Consider the following 21372-nt stretch of genomic DNA (forward strand, 5'->3'; position numbering starts at 1 on the left):
AAATTGAGTTTTTCATGAAATTTTATCCAAAATATGAATATACTAATCTATAAGGGGAGTGATTCAGATAGCCTTTATAAATGCCTTCAAAAATTTTAAAAATGGGAAAAAGTCTAAGAAAATAAAGAACATGGATTTTCGGGAACAACACGTAAAGAAATCATCTGAGCTCATTGGTAATAATGTCATTGTCCAAAATATAATTAACAATCATCTTTCCAAAAAAAATAACCACTTGTAGGGTGGTTTTTTTATTTACTTTGGGAAATCTCTTCATTCTTTTCCATCTTTTCGCTCGCTTCGTAAATATAGTTATATTGTAAATAGTAATCATATATGACGTTTTGCAGAATCTTAAGTAGTGATTTATCGAATGTATCGAATTCAGTTTGATAACTATTTAAGACAGTGACGAATTTCCCATCCATGTTTTCAAAATAATGCAGGAGGAAGTTCTTGTAATATTCACTATCACTGTTGCTTTTATTGGTGATGCATGGATCGCCGGTTTGGATCGACTTATCAAGCATCGCTTTGATGGATTTAGGCAGCTTTGCTTTTTTGAACTGGTTCAGGGTATAGATATCATAAGTAAAGGAAAGTCCTAATTGATCGGAATAAAAATCCACGGCACAATCCAATGTATAGATTAAGGGCGTTTTAAAGTCCTTGCTGTTGGCAATTTCCTCTGATATCTCCAATTGATATTCCTCGGATGTTAGATACGCAGCAAATTTCATCTTTGAACTGCTCATGCTGAATACTTCATAAACGGCTGCATCTTGTTTTTCAATTTCAATTTCGATATTAAAAAATTTAAAGTGTTTTAAACGGTAAAAAGCAATCGGTGCTAATAGGAAAAGCAGTATCCAAACAAGGTAAAGAAATAACGTGTTAAAGATGATTTGATAAAATTCAGACGTAACGATCGGTTCGATGATTAACGATATCAATGTATGTTCAAAGCCCTGCGAAACAGGAAGATTCGTTGTAGATCCAACTGTTTCCTCTGGCTTTTTTAAAGTTTGGATACCTAAATGAGCCATCGCAACTAGCGTATAAACAAAAATCAAAATTGTTCCAATCACATAAAATTTTGGCATGAATCCTATAATCCTGTCGAAAACAGAAATCCGCTTATCTTTCTGCTCCTCTATAGCCAATGTGGTTGCTCCTTTTAAGATTATTAATGTCAGGATAAGTTTACAGGGACTTAGAAGTTCCTGGAGACTACCTATTTAATTTATATGTTTACAATTATGTGAAAATACGTAAAATTCGTTTAATGATTGACATATTCCAAAATATTTTCGACGTTTTCAGTAAAATTAAAAATATTTAGACGTTAAAAATGCCCAACTTCCATCGAAAATGAAAGGTTGAGCAAATGTTTAGGGGGTTTATTCAGGACGGCCCTTTTATCGCAAATTCTTCGACCTTCCTTAAAAACAACTCCATCGCCTTTGATGCTTCGAAGTCTAACTTTTTCACGATTGAAAAAGGTCTTATAATGGGTTCATTTTTCAAATGAAAGGTTTTCAATTCATTCGACTTCAGTTCTTTTTGTACAGTCAATCGTGATAACAGAGCAATGCCAAGCCCAGCCATCACCGCTTCTTTCACTCCTTGGATGCTGGTAAAAATAAAGGTTTTCTTTATGTTTAACTCCAGACTGCTCAGAAGTTTATCGGAATATGTACGGGTTCCCGATCCTTCCTCCCTAAGTACCCATGTTTGGTTTTGGAGCAAAGTGCCCTCGATGAGATCCATCTGTGAAAGGGGATGAACCGGGGGGACGACAACGATCATCTCGTCATTCATGAATGGTCTGACATCTATATCTTTGTAGTCCGTTTCACCTTCAGTCAACCCGATATCAAGCTTATTCGAACGTATCCCTTGAATGACTTCATTAGAATTCGAGATGATGATTTGAATGTCCACCATCGGATATTGAGCCGCAAATTCCGCTAAAACCTTTGGAAGGTAGTATTCCCCTATCGTGAAGCTTGCACCTATTTTCATCGTTCCGCTAACCACGTTATTAAATTCATTAATTTCTCTTATTGCTGTTTCATAATGATTAAGCATTTGCTTTGCATGTCTATATAGAATTTTTCCCGGCTCTGTTATTTGCACTTGTTTTGGAGAACGATAAATTAATTTCGTCCCTAACTCATTTTCCAGATTCCTTATGTGAAGACTGACTCCTGGCTGCGACAAGTTCAAAATATCCCCTGCTCTAGAAAAGTTTCTCTGTTCGATTACAGTGACGAATACTTTTAACGGATCCATGGTTACCTCCCTATATCCTATGCGTTTCATTTTATCATAAGTAGAAGTAATCATTAAGATAGCAAAAATATATTTCACTTATCTTTAATTAAGCTTTAAAGTTAAGGCATCAGCATAGATGGAGTGATCACACTGGAACAAACAAACGTTGAAACAAGAAAACTTGGATTTACAATTGGAATAGGTTTGACTTTACTAATTGCCATAGTAGCAAAATACTTAGCAGAGCTTCCATTCCTTCATATTATGGGACAGTTAGTCATTGCGATTCTGATTGGTGTTGTTTGGAAATCGATCATTGGCGTCCCTGCTTACGCCATTGCAGGAACAAATTATTCAAGTAAAATCCTTTTGAGAATGGGCATTATCTTATTGGGAATGCGCTTGAACCTAAAGGATATTATTAATGCCGGCCCGAAAACATTTGCAGTTGGTGCCATTTGTCTCGTATTTGCTATATTAGTAGTTTATGGATTGACCCGCATTTTTAAAGTTGAGAAAAAGCTAGGCATATTGACAGCTTGCGGAACGGGAATATGTGGAGCTGCTGCCATACTGGCAATCTCCTCGCAAATAAAAGCAAAAGAAAAAGATACAGCAATAGCTGTAGCGACGGTTGCTGTTTTAGGTACAACCTTCACTTTCGGATATACGATCCTATACCCATTATTGGAGTTATCCGATCAAGGATATGGTATTTTTTCGGGTGCGACACTCCATGAAATTGCTCACGTCATCGCTGCAGCAGCACCAGGGGGAAATGAGGCCGTCGACTTGGCGGTGGTGGTAAAATTGACTAGGGTGGCCCTGCTCATTCCCATTGCCATTTTAATTGGATTCATCATGAATTGGAATGAACGATCAACAGCTACCGAAAAGAAATTTTTTTGGAAGGCGGTTCAGATACCGTGGTTTATTTTTGGATTTTTATTAATGAGTGCGCTTTATTCTACTGGAGCAGTTCCTGAACCAGTAGCTGATAAACTTGTTATGCTTTCCTATATCCTCATGGCAATGTCCATGGCAGGACTAGGATTGAATATTGATCTTGTAACGTTTAGAAAATATGGCGGAAAACCTTTTATAGCTGGACTGATCGGCTCTATCCTATTGACTTGTCTTGGGTATGTATTGGTTCAGGTATTCCATTTAAATTAACTTTCAATTAAAACAAGCATCCCTTAATCGGCATGCTTGCTTTTATCTATTGGATGTGGAACGTTGGCACCATAAAAAATTTCATCCATCTCCGTTTGAAGCCTTTCTATAATTTCTTGCCGTTCCTCTTTATTCAGCTTTTCCTCTGAATACCCGAATAAGTAATTATTAATATCGAATCTTTTTAGCTTACATTTTGTATGGAATATATTTTCTTGATATACATTCACATCAATCATGTCATATAAACCTTTTACTTCATCAGGAATATAGTTTTGGATTGAATTAATATCGTGATCAATAAACAATTTCCGCCCATCTTTATCCCTCGTAAAGCCTCTTACACGGTAATCAATCGTGATAATGTCAGTATCGAAGGAATGAATGAGATAATTAAGGGCTTTTAGAGGCGATATTTCTCCACAAGTAGAGACATCGATATCGGCCCTGAATGTGCTAATGCCTTCACTTGGATGGTATTCAGGGTATGTATGTACGGTAATATGGCTTTTATCCAGTTGCATGACCACATTATCAGGTAAAGGCCCAGGTGATTCCTCATAAGTTCCCGTAGGTACTTCAACGACAGGTCCTTCTGAAACAAGAATGGTTACACTGGCGCCTTGTGGGACATAATCCTGTTTCGCCGTATTTAAAACATGCGCTCCTATTAAATCAGAAACATTGTGCAAGATATTCGAAAGCCTATCTGCATTATATTGTTCATCGATATAATCCAGGTATGCCTCTCTCTCTTCCCTGGTTTTTGTGTAACAAATATCATACATATTAAAGCTTAAAGATTTCGTAAGATTATTAAAGCCATGAAGTTCAATACGTTGCTCTGGTGTAAGTTTCATGATTAATTCCCCTTATATTTTTTTACGACTATCCTTATAGTTACCCTTTTTCTTAAATAAAAAACTATGTCTGCCAGTCTCGGCTTCTGACTTCTGATCGGAAATCATTATTTTCTGCACAGAAAAAGCCATTGCATTAACCATGCAATGGCTCTTTTATTATCCTGATCTGTTTTAGGCAGTATGAATTTTTTTCTTTTTTATAGGTGAAAGGATTCGTTCCAGCCATCCGAGTAAAAGATCTGAGAGAATGGCCATCAATGCCGTCGGGATTGCTCCTGCAAGTATGATTGCCGTTCCATTTGAAGCATTCGTTCCCCTGACAATGATATCCCCCAGTCCGCCAGCCCCTACGAATGTACCGACAGCAGTTACTCCTATTGCAACGACAAGCGCTGTACGTAAGCCAGCCATGATGACAGACAGAGATAATGGTAATTCGACCAATCTCAGTAATTGCAGCTTCGTCATCCCCATTGCCTTGCCAGATTCTAAATAAGCATGATCTATACTTGTAATTCCTACATAAGTGTTCCTCAGGATTGGCAGCAAGGAATATAAAAACAATGATAAGATCACCGTATTTGTTCCTAACCCCATTACTAACATAAGGAGAGCTAGCATAGCCAATGCTGGTGTGGTTTGTATGACATTCGTTATCGAAAATACCCAATTACTCAATTTCTTATGCTTCGCGATGAAAATGCCTATCGGGATGGCTACAATTGCGGCAAATAAAACCCCGTAAGCGGACATTAAAAAGTGACGATAAAATTCAGTAAGTACATACATCCAATTTTGGGAATAATAAGTTCCCAGCTGTTGTAAGGTTTCCAATGGTCTGCACCTCCCATTTATTCAAAATAATTATGTGCTTTAAGGAATTCCGATGCTACGACCGATGGCTCCTTCAAGTTCCCATCAACTTCATAGTTCAGTTCCTGCATCGTTTCAGTAGTGATTTCGCCAATTAACTTTTTAAGTTCATCTTCAATTTCAGGATATCGTTCTAATAATTCTTCGGTAACGACCGGTGAACAGTCATATGGAGGGAAATATTGTTTATCATCTTCTAAAAGCTTCAAATCATTAACCTTGATCCTTCCATCAGAAGAGTATGCAAGGACAATATCCATCTGACCATTTTTGACTGCATCGTATACCAGGCCAATCTGCATCGGATACGTTTCCCCAAATTCCAATCCATATGTATTGACGAACCCTTTATAGCCATCCCCTTTTCTTTTCAGCCAAGCACTATCGACACCTAACCTTAAATGATCTGCATCCTTTTCCAAATCCGATATTTTCTTATATCCTTTTTCCTCTGCCAATTCACTTGAAATCGTAAAGGCATAGGTGTTATCGAATCCATATGAATCAAAAAATTTGAATCCATATTGTTCTTTGAATTCCTTTTGAACAATTTCCATTGCCTTGACCGGATCCTTTTCGATTTCCTGTCCCAGGACACTCGTTAAATCAGTCCCTGTATATCGAGTTGCGGCGATATCTATATCACCGGTCTCCATCGCTTTTTGCTGAACGAAATTCGAACCTAGATTTTTAATGATTTTCGTATCAAGTCCCGTATTCCGCTCAAGGAGTTGAGCGATCATGTTCGCCAGGATTTCGGATTCGGTCATACTTTGGGCACCGATCTTTACAGTAGTTTCAGAAGATGATCCTAAACCCGGCAAGGAACAGCCGGTGATCAATAATGAACATACTAAAAGGGCCATTAAAATAATACTTCTTATTTTTTTATACATGATAATCCCCCTCAAGCAACTTCCTTCATACCTTTCAATCCTTTTGGAACGACTTTTCGTTCTATGATTGAGAATACATAATCCACCAGGATAGCCATGATGATTACCGGAACTGCACCTGCGATGATATATTCTGTTTGATATAAATTCAAACCGATAAAAATGTAATCCCCAAGTCCCCCGCCTCCAATAAAGGAAGCTAAGGTGGCCCATCCAATTAAATAGACGGAAGCCGTACGGATACCTGCCATAATAACCGAAAGTGCAAGGGGGAATTCAATTAGACGAATTCTCTCCCAGCTTGTCATCCCGATGCCGCGGCCGGATTCCAGCAAATTTTCATTTACGCCTTTGATGCCGGTGTATGTATTCCTAAGTATCGGTAAAACGGAATAGAAAAATAACGCAATAATTGCGGGTGTTTTCCCAACGCCGAGGAAAGGAATGAAAAAGGCTAGGACTGCAAGGCTCGGCAAAGTCTGCATAATGTTTGCGATTCCGATTATTAGCGAAGCGCTCCTTTTCATTCGCGTCAACATAATCCCTAGCGGTACGGCTACTATTATTCCAAGGAAAACAGCGATCATGGATATATATAAGTGCTCCCATGCTTTATAGATCAATTCTTGCCAGTTCGTTTGTAAGAAATCGAGCATTGTTTCCATCTCATTCACCCCCTAAAACATTTCTGCCATTTCTGCCACTTGATTTTCTTCCTCTCCCCATATGCTGTCATATACGATGTCGACCAATGTAGCCCTAGTTACAATTCCGACCAAATGTTTATTCTGGTCAACTACTGGTACGTATTTGAATCCTCGTTTTAGAATCTTTTGAACAGAATCGCGGATTAAAGTGTCCTGTTTAACAGAATAGATTTCAGTATTGATGACTTCACTGATAAATTTAGCTTTTTTTCGATATTCACTGATCGTTTCAACATCTACAAACCCTTTCAAAACATTTTGCTCATCGACCACAAGTAAAGAATCGACCCTTTTCTTGCGCATGATCGTAATAGCATCGGTAAGGGATTTTTCCTCTGTAATGGATATTGGATTTCGACTCATGATTTGTTCAACCAACTCAACATTGGGTCTTGTTTGAAGCAAACGATCTTTGCCAATGAATTCTTCCACAAACTGATTGGCTGGGTTTCTGAGGATTTCATCCGGTATTCCCACTTGGACAATTTCACCAGCCTTCAAGATGACGATCCTGTCTGCTAGCTTAATGGCTTCATCCATATCATGGGTAACAAAAACGATTGTTTTATCAAGTGTCCGCTGCAGATTTTTAAATTCCTCCTGAAGAGCATCGCGGGTGATTGGATCTAGTGCGCCAAAAGGTTCATCCATTAAAATGAGCGGAGGATTGGAAGCAAGTGCTCTGAGAACGCCTATCCTTTGTTGTTGCCCGCCACTCAATTCGTAGGGATACCTTTCTAAGTATTCGGGTCCCATATCGACAAGCTGAAGCAATTCCAGTGCACGTTCCTTTTTCTTCTGTTCATTCCATTTAAGAAGTTTTGGAACGAGGGTGATATTTTCAAGAATCGTCATGTGAGGGAAAAGTCCGATTTGCTGGATAACGTAGCCGATCTGTCTTCTTAGCTCGACTGGATCTTTATCCATAATATTTTCACCATTAATTAGTATCTTACCTTCAGATGGTTCGATAAGACGGTTAATCATTTTCATTGTCGTTGTCTTACCACATCCACTCGGACCAATGAAGCAAATGAACTCCCCTTTTTTAATATCCAATGAAATATTCTTTACAGCTTTCTTTCCTCCCTTATAGATTTTCGATACATTTTCGATTTTCAACATACAAGCACCTCCATCATTTGCATACAATTACAAATTTTACAAATATATTAATTTTCTATATGCACAGTCTCTTGTACCCATTAGGTAATATGTTTAAACCTTTTTATTTTAAAAAACTAGTTCATTGTAATTATATTGAAAAAATGGAATAAAAAACCACCTCGTTTTAATTGAGGTAGTTGATAGATAGATTTATAAGATGGATTAAAACCCGATATTTTTAGCAATCAGGAGTTTTACGGTTTCATCTGTCCCTGTAAAGAATGTTGTCAAAGGTATGTCCCGGTGACGCCGTGCAATTTTATCGTCACCCATATTTCCGTAACCATCATGTAATTGCATGCACTTATCAGATATTCGCTTAGACATCTCCGTTATCCAATATTTAGCCATCGATACTTCAGTTAAGATATTCTCCCCAGTCATATGTTTACAGATCAACCCATCAACAAACGTTCTTCCCAGATGAATATCTGCCGCTATTTCAGCAATGGTGCACTGTGCATTTTTTAATTTACTTATTTTCTTATCAAATGCTTTTCGTCCTTTTATAAAATTCATCGTTAAGTGAAGCATGTCTTTCGCTGCTATTAATGACCCGATCGCACACATTAGCCTTTCCTGCTGCAGTTTTTGCATGATATAGGAAAGTCCCTTTCCTTCCTCCCCAAGGAGGTTGCCAACAGGAACTGGAGCATCATCGAAAAATAGTTCGGCTGTGTCTGGGCTTCCCTGTTCCTTTCCAAGTTTTCTTCCTCGTGAAAACCCTGGGGTATCTTTATCAATGAGCAGCAAACTGATTCCGTCCTGGAAAGGAACAGGACTAAGATCAGTTTTGCATGCTACTATCATGAAGTCAGCCTTAAAGCCATTTGTGACAAACGTTTTGGCTCCATTGACAATATAATACCCATCTTTCTTGATGGCTGTGGTTTGTATATCCGCTAATTCCGAACCCATTCCAAGCTCCGTCAATGCAAAGGCAGAAATCATTTCTCCTGTAATGAACTTTGGTAAATATCTTTGTTTTTGATCTATCGTTCCGAACGAGGCAATATAGGGGGCTACAACATCAGAATGAATGGATATTCCTCCTAATGTTGATCCAACCATTTCCAATTCTTCAGCCAGCACAACTGAATATCCAAAATCTGCCCCTATCCCGCCGAATTCCACATCAAGCCATGGACATAAAAATCCATGATCACCCATCTTTTTCCAAAAAGAGCAAGGTATCCCCCCCTCTTTTCCCCATTGATCATAAAATGGGACAGCCTCCTTGGCGAGAAATTCACGAATTGATTGTTTAAATAATAAGTGTTCTTCCGTTAGGAAGGAACGGGAATAATCCTTATTGATCACCATCGTGCTAACCATGGGTTAACCTCCATTCTCTATACTTATAATGGACTACCATGAACAAGTTAAATATGTAATTGTCTCGATGTAAACGGTTACAATAGCAAAAATCAAACAATTAAAATGTTCCACAATATTCATGTTCAACAAAAGTATGGAATTCCCTTTTATAAATCTATTTTTTCCTTATTACTTAACTGTTTTGAATATGGTTTTAATATATATTCTGTCGAGGTTATTTTTGAAATATAATTTGTATTAATTCAATAAAACTTCCTCTTTAATTGCATAATACATAGTTGCTTTAACTGCCTCCGTCATAGAATTAAACCAGCTTAAAGGGATGTCAATATTTTCATCTGAATTTTCCATTTATCTTACTATTTTTCCCCATGCCAAATAACCCTCCAAAAACTTATTGGAAGGATTTTTCTATGTTACACAGATTCGTTAATAAGGCTAAATCTAGGAATGTTTCTTTTCTCTTTAATAAAGCGTTTATATAATGTAGCAACTAATTCAAAAAGGCAACGATTGACAATTTGGCAGGTTTTCCTTCTGATTTTTTCTTATCATAGAATACTTTAAGGTTTTTGTTCCTTGGACTTCTTATGCAGCATAGTACGGCAAGATACAGGGAATGACGTAGTCTGCATGACCCTCTTTTAGTCATACGATTAATGGTTGCCGTAAACTTACCCGATGAGTGATCACATGGTCCGATATCGGGAATCGATGGATGATCTTATATACTTCCATTTCATTTCCCAGGGCCACTATACGATACGATACGATCTTCCAAATCAGAGAGGTCCCCTGGTAATGAAAAAGCAACTGAATTATACATATGAAGATTGATTACGTGCTTTATATAGATCCCAAAAAACCTTCCTGTATTCAGGAAACACTTGATCTAAAATGGTATGGAACTCAAGTTTATTATCCACATACATATTCGTTACGATCTCCTGTTGTCTAGATAAATTCCAAAAGTCTCAAATCTTGATTCCTCTACTTCTGTCAATTGGTAAGGCTAAATAAACGGTAGCCAATCCCTATAGTGTGGGCATTAGAAACTAGAATAAAAATGTGATAGGATTATCCTCGTAATGGAATAATCCGCATTTAGTGAATTATGTAATTTCCAGTTAGAAAGTTATCCATCTGCCCATTCACATCGATGCTCAATAGAACGAATTATCTAATTGTAACCGCTTAATGATAGATAACCTTTTGATATGCAAGAGGTTAAAATCTAAGTAATTGTTTACTTTCAACCTTATCCGCTACCGCAATAATTCTAGGTTTTCTGTACACGATTATTGCCTATTAAATCTTTCTTGGTTTATATTAATACCTTCATAACAGCTTTTTTGATAAGAACAGCTTTTGCAAACTGTTAAGGAACCCGTTTTCAAATACTTTTTGGGTTCTTGTAAAAGATTCTTGATTATGTTGAGGTATTCCAATCCGTCCGAAACATCCTTCATGGTTGGAATGTAAGATTCTACTTTACCTTCCATAAGCGAAAATATCTCTATTCTTTCCGGTAATTGACCAAATGCCTTCTCACAAAATACCGAAATCATATTAATAAATAAAAGGTTCATTTCTTCATGTGTATCAACTAAATACTTCTTTATGATGAATGAGTTGGTAGACCATTCCGCTACTTCAAAAGTCAGGGAAAGTTCGGTCCCTAACTCCTCAATATTAATGTTAAACTTTTCATATAAAAATAAAGGTGGGTTTTCCATTTTTTCAGAAGTTAAAAATTGGAGTAAATGGTCTGTCATATTAGCAAGAACCATATAATAGTGAACCTTTGACTCGAACTGACGCACATCAAGGGCACTCCAATGATCATCTATGAACTCCATAACTTTCTTAGACGTCTTACTTATTTGAGGAAGTTTATAATATCGGCTTACAACTTGATCAACCACAAATTGAACCCTCTTCCTCCAATTCAATTGAGTTGTGATTTTTCCTTCTATATGATGAAAGAAAAATTGATTAGGACATCTTATAAAATCTTGTAAATGGTAATCAGTTAATGTAGCAATGGAAATCCGATATTCCTTACCCCTCATTCCCTTCACCACTCTTTCCGCATAAAATTTCTAATTCTATATTGAAGGGACAAAACTTTTCTTTATAAAATCCCTCCCGAAATTTTGGCATTTTTTGATATCCTCATCATCTGGGGTTAATTCTACTTTTAACCCTTCTAGGACAATACCAGCACCCTGTTCCCTTAATTTTTCGGTTAAAATATCTACAGCTGCACCGTATTTTGGGTAAGATGAATCACAGGAACCAAAGACTGCAGCTTTCTTTCCTGTTAGATCAATATGATCCATTTCATCATAAAAGTCTAAAAAATCATCCGGTAATTCTCCATCTCCCCACGTGTATGCACCTAATAAGATACCATCGTACTCCTCAAGTTTGGAGGCTTCAGGACCTTCCATTATATCTATCTTTTCGATATTCACACCACTGATTTCTGTGATTCCCTCTGCAATGGCATTCGCCATTTCTTCTGTATTTCCACTCATACTGGCAAAAATTATAATGATTTTAGACATGATAATTTCCCTTTCCATAAATGATAATTAATATCAATTATCAATAAAAATTTTAATCCACTTACTCGTTCGTTATCACTTTTTCATCAAAATTTAGTAAATCAAATTCCTGGACCTATTCGCAAAAAAGTAGGGCTCGATGCTTTTTCCTAAAAGCCGGTAAATTACGGTAAACAAAATTAATTAATTCGAGAATCATGTAAATGTTATTGGCATTCCTTTTTTCTCATTTTTTCTTTAGTTGGAGATTAAGAGGGATTCCTAAAAAATGATCATTTACTGGCATTGATGTGGTCTTCCTTATTAGCGGCATATTTATCCACATCCTGCCTCTACCATTTTTAAACTTCTTCAGGGTAACCATTGTCATAACAGCTCACACTACAACAAGGGCATGACATATAAAAGTCAATCTCTAATAACGGAAACATTGCTTTTTGGATATAGCAACACGAGTCCATTGAAAAAACTGTATAGATACTTCCCTTCCTTTTTGCTGAACGGTCCTTTTAAAAAGAAGTCTCTTCTTGAATGATTTTTTTTATTACTTTACATATGTTCATGAAATGGCCCTGTTTTCTTAAAAAACATGTACATCTCCAGAGTTCATTTTATTCTTTATTTTCTGTATGTTGCTCAGTTCATCGGCAAATGAAAGAAATGACTCCCTATCATGTGAATCGAGTGCTTCGTTTACTTTAAAGTTCAAATGGTTAATTTTTAGGTCCAAATCCAAAATGGAGCAAATGCTACCCTTGGAATACAGTTCCTCAATATCATCCACATGAATAAAAAACTGAAACTCGTTGTTGACAACTATTAAAGAGTGCCATCCTAGGCAATCAACGTACTTCCGTTCGTTTGTCATTGTCCAAACATCACCCTGAAGAAACTCAATCCTATGTTGGTGCTTTTGCCCCGGGCAGCAGCAGCTTACTTGATGCTGAAATAGCTCTAATATTATAAAATTTTCATTCATACGTGTTCCTCCTTCACTCACATTAAGTTTTTTTATCTCTTCTTCATTCTTAGCTCTTTGTCAGTCAGACTGTTTTTGTCAGAGTTATCGTCTATTCAGTTAAGTTTGACTTATTTTTTTAATTTTTCTTCCTGTTTCTTAACGGTTTATTCAATATTGCCGCCTTTTACATTCGAAATTCTTTTTATTGACATGCAATAGGAATTTGCAAGAAAATCAATTGAAATTGATAATCATTTTCATTTAGTATTTTATATGATAATGATTATCACTGTCAATCTGTTTTAGCCAATTTTTCATATTTTTGTTTTGCTGCCTCGGAAAAAAACAGATGCCTAGCGACTGCTGCCCAGAGCCATCTTACGTTATTAGATAGGTTTTTAAAAATGATTTTGGAGTGGATGTGTCCATCTTGGAAGGTAAGAAAGCAGGTGAAAAATGTAAACCTTATCCACTGATATAATAGATTCTATTAAAAAAGGTCAACCAGTAATTTTAACTGGTTGACCCTATAATACGAAAGCACTCGCTAGTTCAAGAAAAATATTTCATAATCTTACCAATCTGATCCGTTTGTTCAAGTGTTAGCGACCGGAGCTTTGTTGTGGCCCTGCACCCATTACCGTGGTCCAACCGCAATATACCTTTGCCTTCTAAAATGCGCATTCTCTCTTCTTTCACAAATTTTACCCTTGGACTTTCCCATTAATGACAATACACTTCCCATTTGTCGGTTGCTTTATCACCCTTCCGTCCTTGATGTATACAGTGTAAGTATTATTGACTTTAGCATTTAATCTTGCTATGTCTCCCGTTCTTGCTATGATATTTTTGACAGCTTCTCTCTTCAAATTATCCATGACTTGCTTTTTCCATTGTTCCCGTTTGTTTTTTTGTTTATTTTCATCAATCATCAGGATCCCATCCTTCTTGTTTGATTTATGTCTTCTCCGATATTAGTGTATTATTTTTTTTTCATCTTGTTACCCTTATGCTTTTCCTTATTATTAATCCGTTTGGGATTCTTTTATTGTTTTATAACAAAACAGGTTACGGTAAAATTAGTGAATGATTCAGGCACAAGCTTTTTAGGAAGAAAAATACAACGATAACTAATCAAGGATTTTCCTTGTAAAAATATTTTATGGTTTATGGTATGATAGTTAAATTGTTTATCTACCCTGTTACACATTTACATTCATCTAAGAAAAGAGGTATTTATGCACGCCACAGAATTATCCAAGCAACATTGGCTACTCATCTTAACACTTACTTTATTAACATTCGTTCTCGGGACAAGCGAATTTGTTATTATCGGTATCTTGACCGATATTTCCTCGAGTCTCCATATGACAAATGCAAAAGCAGGTACACTCGTTTCTGCATTTGCGATTACGTTTGCCATTGCCACACCAATCGTGATGTCGGCAACAAGCCATTTTCCAAAACGTAAATGGATGCTGTTTTTGATAGGTACTTTCATCATCCTGAATGCTTTGTGCGTGATTTCGACGAGCTATATCATGCTCCTTGCACTTCGAATGATGACTGCGATCGTAACAGGAGTTTTAATTTCGCTTGCCATGATTGTTGCAAGCGAAACCATGCCAATCGCAAAACGTGGACTTGCTATATCATTCGTTTTTGGTGGATTTACTCTTGCAAACGTAATTGGAGTACCAATAGGGACGGTCATCGCTGATTGGTACGACTGGAATGCAACCTTCCTGTTAACGACTTTTCTTGGTGGAATTGCGTTTTTGGCATCTTTCTTCATTTTGCCTACTATGCACAGTACATTTCGCAGTTCAATGCGTGAGCAATTTTCATTGTTAACACACCCGCGAATCTTAATGGCCTTTTTCATTCCATCTCTTGGATTTGGAGCAACGTATGCCGTTTATACCTATCTTGTTCCGATCCTTAAAGGAATGAACGCTCCAGGTAGTTCAATCAGTTTGATCTTATTTGGCTACGGATTCATTTCCATTTTCAGCAACATACTCGCTGGTAAAATTGCCAGCTACAATGCTATCGGTCGCCTCCGGTTTGTTTTTCTCGTGCAAGCCATTGTTCTGATCAGTTTATATTGGACCACAGGTAATTTTATTTTTGGATTGGTTAATATTAGCTTGATGTCATTAATGGCCATCCTTTTGACAACATCAACCCAGCTTTATTTGATAGATCTTGCCGGTATTTATCAACCAAAAGCTACAGGACTAGCTGCTTCACTGATGCCAGTAGCAAGTAATGTAGGTATCGCCTTCGGTTCTGCATTAGGTGGGATTGTTTACCATAAGGGGGATTTGATGAATGTGACATTGGTAGGTGGGCTGATTGCTATCTCTGCAAGTCTTCTAACTTTCCTAAGTCACCGCTTAGACCAAAAACAAAAGAAACCAGCATAAGAGAAAATACGAGTACATGGGTATGCTTCCTATGGTACCTCACATGGCATAATAAACGAGATTACAGTTAATCCTTCAAATAAAAATAAAGAAAGAAGTATCAAAAACGTTGATTTGTTTTTTGATACTTCTTTTTAAAATAGGTATAGGTGCTTACCTCTTAAAATTAAGCGGACAATTGCAAAAGACCTTATCAAGATCATTGTTTCTGATTAAAGGAAGTATTGATCTTAGAATCGAATTTTTTGTTCTTTAAAAATACATTATAAATCCTCATGTACTTATGTTAAGCTCACACCTAGTTAATCAAAAAATCCCCTTTATCGAAATACCCCACCAATAATTCCCTATTATTTCTTCCTTCAATTTAGTAGCAAGTTTACGGTTCGAGTGGAAAAAACATTCGCTAGAAATATAAAATTCTCAATCATATGAAAAATTATTTCATGAATTAATGCCCTCTTTCTCATTTCCCTGAATCAATTCTTTAATACTTTAGATAAGCTCTTTTTCGTTATGCTTCAGTTTAACTGCAGATATAGAATCAGATATAACTTCTATCATTTTATGAACCTCATGCTTATTAATAATTAAAGGAGGGGAGAATACAAGCGTATCTTGGCCTTCAAAAATAACCGATCTAAACATTAATCCTCTTTTTGCAGCTTCTTTAACAACCAAAGGAGCAAGAGGGTTATTAAACCTTTCATTTGTACTCTTCCCTTTTCCTAATTCAATTGCTCCTAATAATCCTAGTCCCCGTACTTCTCCAACAATATTTTGTTCTTGTTGAATCCACTTAAATCCCTTCAACATCTCTTCACCCATCAATCTAGCATTTTCAATCAAATTTTCTTCTTCAATAACTTGGATATTTTTTGAAGCGACAGCACATGCAGTTGGTCGGATGACCAATTTTTCTCAATCTTCGCCATAACATTAACATAAATATCAAAAAAAACTCACGTCTAGTTTCTTAGAGGTGAGTTGATATGAATTCAATCAAACTTTACATAATCCCCTTCTTTGATTTGATTCTTTTCAAACCATCCAAGATTCACTTCAATTGCATAACGATAAAAAAGTCCCGGATCATAGGTAGGGCATATATCCTTTTTACAAGGCTTCATATCAAGTATTTTTAGTATTTCACCATCTGAATCAAGAAAAGCAATTGATAAAGGAATAAATGTGTTTTTCATCCAAAATCCACCATATATTTGTTCTGAAAACACAAATAACATCCCCTCATTTTCGGACAATTTCTCAACAAACATTAAGCCCTTTTCTATTTTTCTTTGAGTATCTGCAACTTGAACGGTTAATATAATTTCCTTGTTTCCACCGAGTATTTTTAACATTCTTGTTTTCATTCTATTTTTCATGTTCACTCACCTTCGAGTAATATTATAAGCAGGGAAGAAAAATGTCTTTGTATGGTAGGTCTTCAGAACAATCATTAAAGTAGTTTTCAAACAGAAGATTTAATTTGAGTGAAGGATCGTTTGAAGAATTACGTGTAAGGGACTTCATGAGAAAATGTGACAAATTATACTCCTTAAGGACTTCCTATGGGATTTTCATATTTTCATGGTTAAAATTACTTGTTCCTTTTATCAACTTACAAATTTTAAATTATATGGAACTACTTAGCCATATACACTTCAAATCTGTCTCATCAATCGTTTTCCCATAGACATTTTCTGATTTTCAGCATTTCATTAATGGCATCTGTATCTGAGGCTGAAGCAGGATCCCGTCATTATTTTTTATCCACTGATATCCCACTCAGTAAAATTCACTACTTTATTTATTGTACTTTTTGTACCAATTCACAAAATGTGTTAAACCTTCTTCTATTGTTGTTGAAGGATAGAATCCCACATCTGCATGCAAATCGGCAATATCCGCATATGTCTCCTTAACATCTCCCGGTTGCATAGGTAAGAATTCTATTTTTGCCTTTTTTTCAATTAGTTTCTCTAATGTGTTAATGAAATCCATCAATTTTATGGGCTTATTGTTACCGATATTATAAATTTTGTATGGGGCATAACTTGAACTTGAATCAGGGTTAGCTCTATCCCATCCAATATTATAAACCGGTGGTTTATCAAGTAATCGGATTATTCCTTCAACAATATCATCAATATAAGTAAAGTCTCTTCTCATATCTCCATTATTAAAAACCTTTATTGTATTCTCTTCAATAATATTTTTAGTAAAAGAGTAATATGCCATATCGGGTCTCCCCCATGGACCATACACTGTAAAGAAACGGAGTCCTGTGGTTGGAATATTATATAAATGACTATAAGTATGAGCCATTAATTCATTAGACTTTTTAGTGGCAGCATATAAACTTACTGGATGATTTACTGGGTCTTTGGTTGAGAAGGGGATATTAGTATTTGCTCCATATACAGAACTAGAGGATGCATAAATTAAGTGCTTTACATTATTTTGCCGACAGACCTCTAAGATATTTACAAACCCAACTAGGTTGGAATTAACATAAGAATCCGGGTTGTCTATGCTATAACGTACTCCAGCCTGAGCTGCTAAGTTTATGACTATATCAATGGTTCTGTCTATGAATAATTGATTTAATTTTTCTTTATTCAACAAATCTATTTTATGGAATTCGAAATCAGGGTTTTCTTCTAATATCTTGAGTCGATTTTCCTTTAAAAAAACATCATAATAATCATTAATATTATCTACTCCTATAACATTGATATCTTGGGCTATCAAACGTTTTGTTAAATGAAAACCAATGAAACCTGCAGCCCCTGTTACTAAAATGTTCATAGTATTGATTCCAATCCTTTCTATACAATAGGCTTTTGACACCTTTTTGGAACACTGAGTAAACATTCATATTTGTATATTGATACTTTCGGAATCTTTTACAACCACAGAACTTCGTTCATCATGACGGATATAAAGAGAAGGCAAACTCTAAATCTCCATTGGGGAGAGACTTACGTTTTATTCGTAATCCACCAATGACATGATATCCTTTTAAGCTTTAACCCTTATGAGTTTTCCACTCTTATATCCGCTGTGAACTAGCACCTATGAATGAAGGTTAAGCTAAAACAATCTTGGAAACCGTTGAATGCAAAATCACCATAGGTTTTGATAGGCTCCTTTTTTGTGATGACTAAAACTTCAACAAATAGGAGTAATACCCTTTAAAGTTTTTTCGTTATGATTCCAGATACCTAACTAAGACTATACAAGCGTATTATCACTTTCAGTTAAGGGGATTGGTGTTTTAGTCCATTCAGCATAAGTACCTGGATCTATCGCCTTCACTTGTTCTAAAAAAGAATCTAAAAAATTTCTTTCTCGCAGGTCTTTAAATAACTCGAGAGGTCTTTTTTGTTCACGTGAAAACGAGTACACATGGTCGACTAATTTAAAACCATTCCTGGTTATAATAATATGCCGTAATGGAGCATCAATTTGTTTGAAACCTGATTTTTCCATTGTTTTTAATATATAGAGTAAGCGTTTTGTTATGTCCTCAGATAACACAGATTGTTTTTTAAGAAACGTATTCAAATCTGGCCCTAACAGATATTCCATTAAAATATAATTGGGTCCTGTTTCAAAGACTTTCGGGATAAATGGCAAGTCTTGACTTGATAAAAGAACCATTTTTTCCTGACTTGCATGTTCAGTTTTCCCGTAAAGTTTGACGCATGTTTCTTCAGACACTCGATAAACAGCACCTTGATGCCCTTTTCCAATGAGTGTTTGTGTTATAGCGCTATCCACTTTCACTCCATTCCCTGCCCCTCCTGAGAAAACGGGAATGTTTTTAAAGTCCAAACTATTTTGATTGAAATAATCCTCCCACTCATTGAAGGTATCCGGTTCGAGCTTTTTCACTTGGGATAAGAACGAGTCCTTTAAAAGGATTATTTTTAAATCTCTTAATAATTTTAATGGTACAGGATGCATTCTTTTAAAGGAATTCACATGGTCGATCACCTTAAGTTCCTCATTAGCAACGACAAAAATATGGCGTAGGGGGGCATCTATCATGGTGAATTTTGCTTGTTTTAATTCCCTTAATATATAGAGAAGTTTCTTTACTATAGAATCAGGGATATACGTACAATTTCTCAGGTATTCTTTTAAGGTTGGGGCATTAAAATATTCCATGACTATATAGTTTGGTCCTGTATCATATACCAAAGGCATAAAGGGTAGATCTTTTCCAGCTTCAAGAGCTTCTTCCTCCATTTTCGCTTGAACCGGGTCTGAATAGATTTTTACACATTTATCTTCAGAAAGTTTAAATACTGCACCTTGAGCTCCCATTCCAATCAGCGAAAAGGTAGTGGGATTGTGAATTTCCAGAGACTTTTCACCTTTGGTTACAGTAATGGCTTTAAAATTCTCCATGATCTCCTCCTAACTGCTCATCCATGGCCGCCAGTTGAAACTGTTGAATTTTATTAAGGGCTTTTTTGACTTTTTCGGCTTTTTGAGCCTTTTTTTCTTTTTTACGAGATGCCATTGTTTCACCATTACCTTCAGTAGCCTTCTGCTGAATTTTATCTTTATTATTAGATGCTATAAGTTTAGCTTTGATTTTGTCTTTAGTCTGCTGTTGGAACTGTTGGAGCTGTTGGTGCTGTGGAAGCTCTTGAAGCTGTTGGAGCTGTTGCATATAAACAAGGGCTTTTCTGGCTAAATCGGCTTTTTTTCTAGGCACTTTTGTTTCACGATCATACTTACCTTGCTGTTGAGACTGTACAGTCTCCTTAATGGCTTCTTTATCTATTTGGTGAGGTGTTACTAAATATTGTTTTCGTACTTTATAAGGGGCAACAAGTTCATCATAAAATTCAGCTTGTTGTTGAAGCTGTTGGACGAGGTTAAAGTTTTGTTCAATTTTTTGACGAGCCGCTACTGTATATGTTTCCCATTTATCTCTGTTGGTTAACATAAATTCAAGAGCCTCTGCCAGTTCATCTACATTGTTTTCTTGTACTAAAACCCCCTCTTTGTTATGGGTTATAAGTTCAGGGATGCCGGCATGGTTGGTCGAAATCACTGGTACCCCAATCGCCATAGCTTCTTTTAATGTATTAGGTATACCTTCTACATCTCCATCGACAGCTTCCAAGCTCGCGGCACAAAATATATCTGCATGGGTCATTTGTTCTCGTACTTGATCTTTAGGGAGATGATATAATAAACGAAAAGAGTCCCCTAAATTAAGTTGATTTGCCAAAGAAGTGAGATATTCTTCAAGCTCCCCTCTTCCGATGATCGTCAGGGTTGCATTTGGAAATTTACCTCTGATTTTTTGAAAAGCTTGCATTAAAATGTGATGTCCCTTTTTTTCCACCAACCTACCGATGGATAAAATGTTTTGAGAACCCCCTTTATGTGGAGTACGGTATTTGAATTCGTTAAGGTCAACGCCCCCATATAACACTCTAATTTTTTCTGAAGGACAACCCCAAGCAATTAACCTATCCGCTAAATATTGACAAACTGGAAAAAAGCGCTCACCTCGATCAAATAACATTTTCATGTTATCTAGATAACCAATAGGCTGATTGGCTAGGGTTGCATCCCTGCCTCTAATACTTGTTACCAACGGAAGATCTGTTTCTTCTTTAAAAGGAAGTAATAACATCCCTAATTGACCATGGTGAGCATGTAATAGGGAGATATTATTTTTTTTCACATATTCTTTTGGTGAGAAAATTTCATTGAGATAATGGACCTTCTCATTTAAAAGGGAAAGGTCAATCATATACTTAGGTTGTCGTACCATATGAATATAATCATAATCAGGAACTTCTCGAATCTGTGAGATATATTGGGTCGGGTCAACTCTTAAATTCAAATGCATAACTGTGTGCAAATAAATTTCTCCTTTCATGCGTATTAAGCAAACTTCCTCGACCTTTTCAAGTATATTATGCAGGACCCTATAGGTACGCATGGACTAATAACATTCAGTAAAGCTAAATGGCAGGGAGTATGCGTTTGCCTAATACAAAGGGGATTGAAGTAGATGCTATGACACAGATTATTTGCAAACCATGATAATGATACAACGTGTTTATAATTGATGTTGATC

General features: G+C 36.3%; 20 protein-coding genes. 2 read left to right on the top strand and 18 right to left on the bottom strand.

Annotation, left to right across the window (positions count from 1 at the left end):
• Positions 1 to 251: 251 nt before the first annotated feature.
• Both IOC57_RS12245 and IOC57_RS12250 read right to left on the bottom strand, forming a co-directional pair.
• Positions 252 to 1163, bottom strand: a complete 912-nt coding sequence (locus IOC57_RS12245; RefSeq protein ID WP_207438986.1) for a hypothetical protein — start codon at positions 1161 to 1163, stop codon at positions 252 to 254.
• Positions 1164 to 1404: 241 nt separating this feature from the next.
• A complete protein-coding gene (locus IOC57_RS12250) occupies positions 1405 to 2325 on the bottom strand; it encodes a selenium metabolism-associated LysR family transcriptional regulator (RefSeq protein WP_207438987.1) in 921 nt (306 codons plus the stop codon).
• A 102-nt stretch (positions 2326 to 2427) separates the two neighbouring features.
• Between IOC57_RS12250 and IOC57_RS12255 the strand changes: the two genes are divergently transcribed.
• Positions 2428 to 3453, top strand: coding sequence for a YeiH family protein (locus IOC57_RS12255; protein ID WP_207439049.1), 1026 nt, complete (start codon positions 2428 to 2430; stop codon positions 3451 to 3453).
• A 23-nt stretch (positions 3454 to 3476) separates the two neighbouring features.
• Here IOC57_RS12255 and speD read toward each other — a convergent pair whose 3' ends face one another.
• From speD to IOC57_RS12310, 11 genes are all read right to left on the bottom strand, one after another.
• The gene (speD, locus tag IOC57_RS12260) at positions 3477 to 4313 is read right to left on the bottom strand and encodes an adenosylmethionine decarboxylase (RefSeq protein WP_207438988.1); all 837 of its coding nucleotides are present in this window, start codon (positions 4311 to 4313) and stop codon (positions 3477 to 3479) included.
• Between the two features lie 174 nt (positions 4314 to 4487).
• On the bottom strand, positions 4488 to 5150 hold the full coding sequence (locus tag IOC57_RS12265; protein WP_207438989.1) for an ABC transporter permease: 663 nt from the start codon (positions 5148 to 5150) through the stop codon (positions 4488 to 4490).
• 17 nt (positions 5151 to 5167) lie between these two features.
• A complete protein-coding gene (locus IOC57_RS12270) occupies positions 5168 to 6085 on the bottom strand; it encodes an osmoprotectant ABC transporter substrate-binding protein (RefSeq protein WP_207438990.1) in 918 nt (305 codons plus the stop codon).
• A gap of 11 nt (positions 6086 to 6096) precedes the next feature.
• Entirely contained in the window at positions 6097 to 6750 is a 654-nt protein-coding gene (locus tag IOC57_RS12275; RefSeq protein WP_207438991.1) for an ABC transporter permease, read from the bottom strand.
• 12 nt (positions 6751 to 6762) lie between these two features.
• The gene (locus IOC57_RS12280) at positions 6763 to 7917 is read right to left on the bottom strand and encodes a betaine/proline/choline family ABC transporter ATP-binding protein (protein ID WP_207438992.1); all 1155 of its coding nucleotides are present in this window, start codon (positions 7915 to 7917) and stop codon (positions 6763 to 6765) included.
• 204 nt (positions 7918 to 8121) lie between these two features.
• Positions 8122 to 9294 (bottom strand): acyl-CoA dehydrogenase family protein, encoded by a 1173-nt coding sequence (locus tag IOC57_RS12285; RefSeq protein WP_207438993.1) that lies wholly within the window; start codon positions 9292 to 9294, stop codon positions 8122 to 8124.
• Between the two features lie 496 nt (positions 9295 to 9790).
• Complete coding sequence (locus tag IOC57_RS12290) at positions 9791 to 9949, bottom strand: hypothetical protein (protein WP_396020808.1); 159 nt, start codon at positions 9947 to 9949, stop codon at positions 9791 to 9793.
• Between the two features lie 646 nt (positions 9950 to 10595).
• A complete protein-coding gene (locus IOC57_RS12295; RefSeq protein ID WP_207438994.1) occupies positions 10596 to 11222 on the bottom strand; it encodes a hypothetical protein in 627 nt (208 codons plus the stop codon).
• 183 nt (positions 11223 to 11405) lie between these two features.
• Complete coding sequence (locus tag IOC57_RS12300; protein WP_207438995.1) at positions 11406 to 11867, bottom strand: flavodoxin; 462 nt, start codon at positions 11865 to 11867, stop codon at positions 11406 to 11408.
• Between the two features lie 580 nt (positions 11868 to 12447).
• A complete protein-coding gene (locus IOC57_RS12305) occupies positions 12448 to 12846 on the bottom strand; it encodes a hypothetical protein (RefSeq protein WP_207438996.1) in 399 nt (132 codons plus the stop codon).
• A gap of 686 nt (positions 12847 to 13532) precedes the next feature.
• Positions 13533 to 13760 carry a hypothetical protein gene (locus IOC57_RS12310; protein ID WP_207438997.1) on the bottom strand — a complete coding sequence of 76 codons (228 nt, stop codon included), beginning with the start codon at positions 13758 to 13760 and terminating at the stop codon, positions 13533 to 13535.
• A 306-nt stretch (positions 13761 to 14066) separates the two neighbouring features.
• On the opposite strand from IOC57_RS12310, the gene IOC57_RS12315 reads away from it, so the two are divergent.
• On the top strand, positions 14067 to 15257 hold the full coding sequence (locus IOC57_RS12315) for an MFS transporter (RefSeq protein ID WP_207438998.1): 1191 nt from the start codon (positions 14067 to 14069) through the stop codon (positions 15255 to 15257).
• Positions 15258 to 15752: 495 nt separating this feature from the next.
• Here the strand turns inward: IOC57_RS12315 and IOC57_RS12320 are convergent, their stop codons facing one another.
• The 5 genes from IOC57_RS12320 to IOC57_RS12340 all read right to left on the bottom strand — a co-directional run bounded on the left by IOC57_RS12320 (position 15753) and on the right by IOC57_RS12340 (position 21153).
• Entirely contained in the window at positions 15753 to 16172 is a 420-nt protein-coding gene (locus IOC57_RS12320) for an aminotransferase class III-fold pyridoxal phosphate-dependent enzyme (RefSeq protein ID WP_207438999.1), read from the bottom strand.
• Positions 16173 to 16255: 83 nt separating this feature from the next.
• Positions 16256 to 16642 carry a DUF192 domain-containing protein gene (locus IOC57_RS12325; RefSeq protein ID WP_207439000.1) on the bottom strand — a complete coding sequence of 129 codons (387 nt, stop codon included), beginning with the start codon at positions 16640 to 16642 and terminating at the stop codon, positions 16256 to 16258.
• 421 nt (positions 16643 to 17063) lie between these two features.
• Entirely contained in the window at positions 17064 to 18068 is a 1005-nt protein-coding gene (locus IOC57_RS12330) for an NAD-dependent epimerase (protein ID WP_207439001.1), read from the bottom strand.
• 426 nt (positions 18069 to 18494) lie between these two features.
• The gene (locus IOC57_RS12335) at positions 18495 to 19676 is read right to left on the bottom strand and encodes a hypothetical protein (protein ID WP_207439002.1); all 1182 of its coding nucleotides are present in this window, start codon (positions 19674 to 19676) and stop codon (positions 18495 to 18497) included.
• Positions 19663 to 21153, bottom strand: coding sequence for a glycosyltransferase (locus IOC57_RS12340; RefSeq protein WP_207439003.1), 1491 nt, complete (start codon positions 21151 to 21153; stop codon positions 19663 to 19665). Before IOC57_RS12340 ends, IOC57_RS12335 begins: the two co-directional genes overlap by 14 nt.
• Positions 21154 to 21372 lie beyond the last annotated feature (219 nt).

It is taken from the genome of Bacillus sp. SD075 (genome assembly GCF_017355165.1).
Taxonomy (GTDB): Bacteria; Bacillota; Bacilli; order Bacillales; family DSM-1321; genus Peribacillus.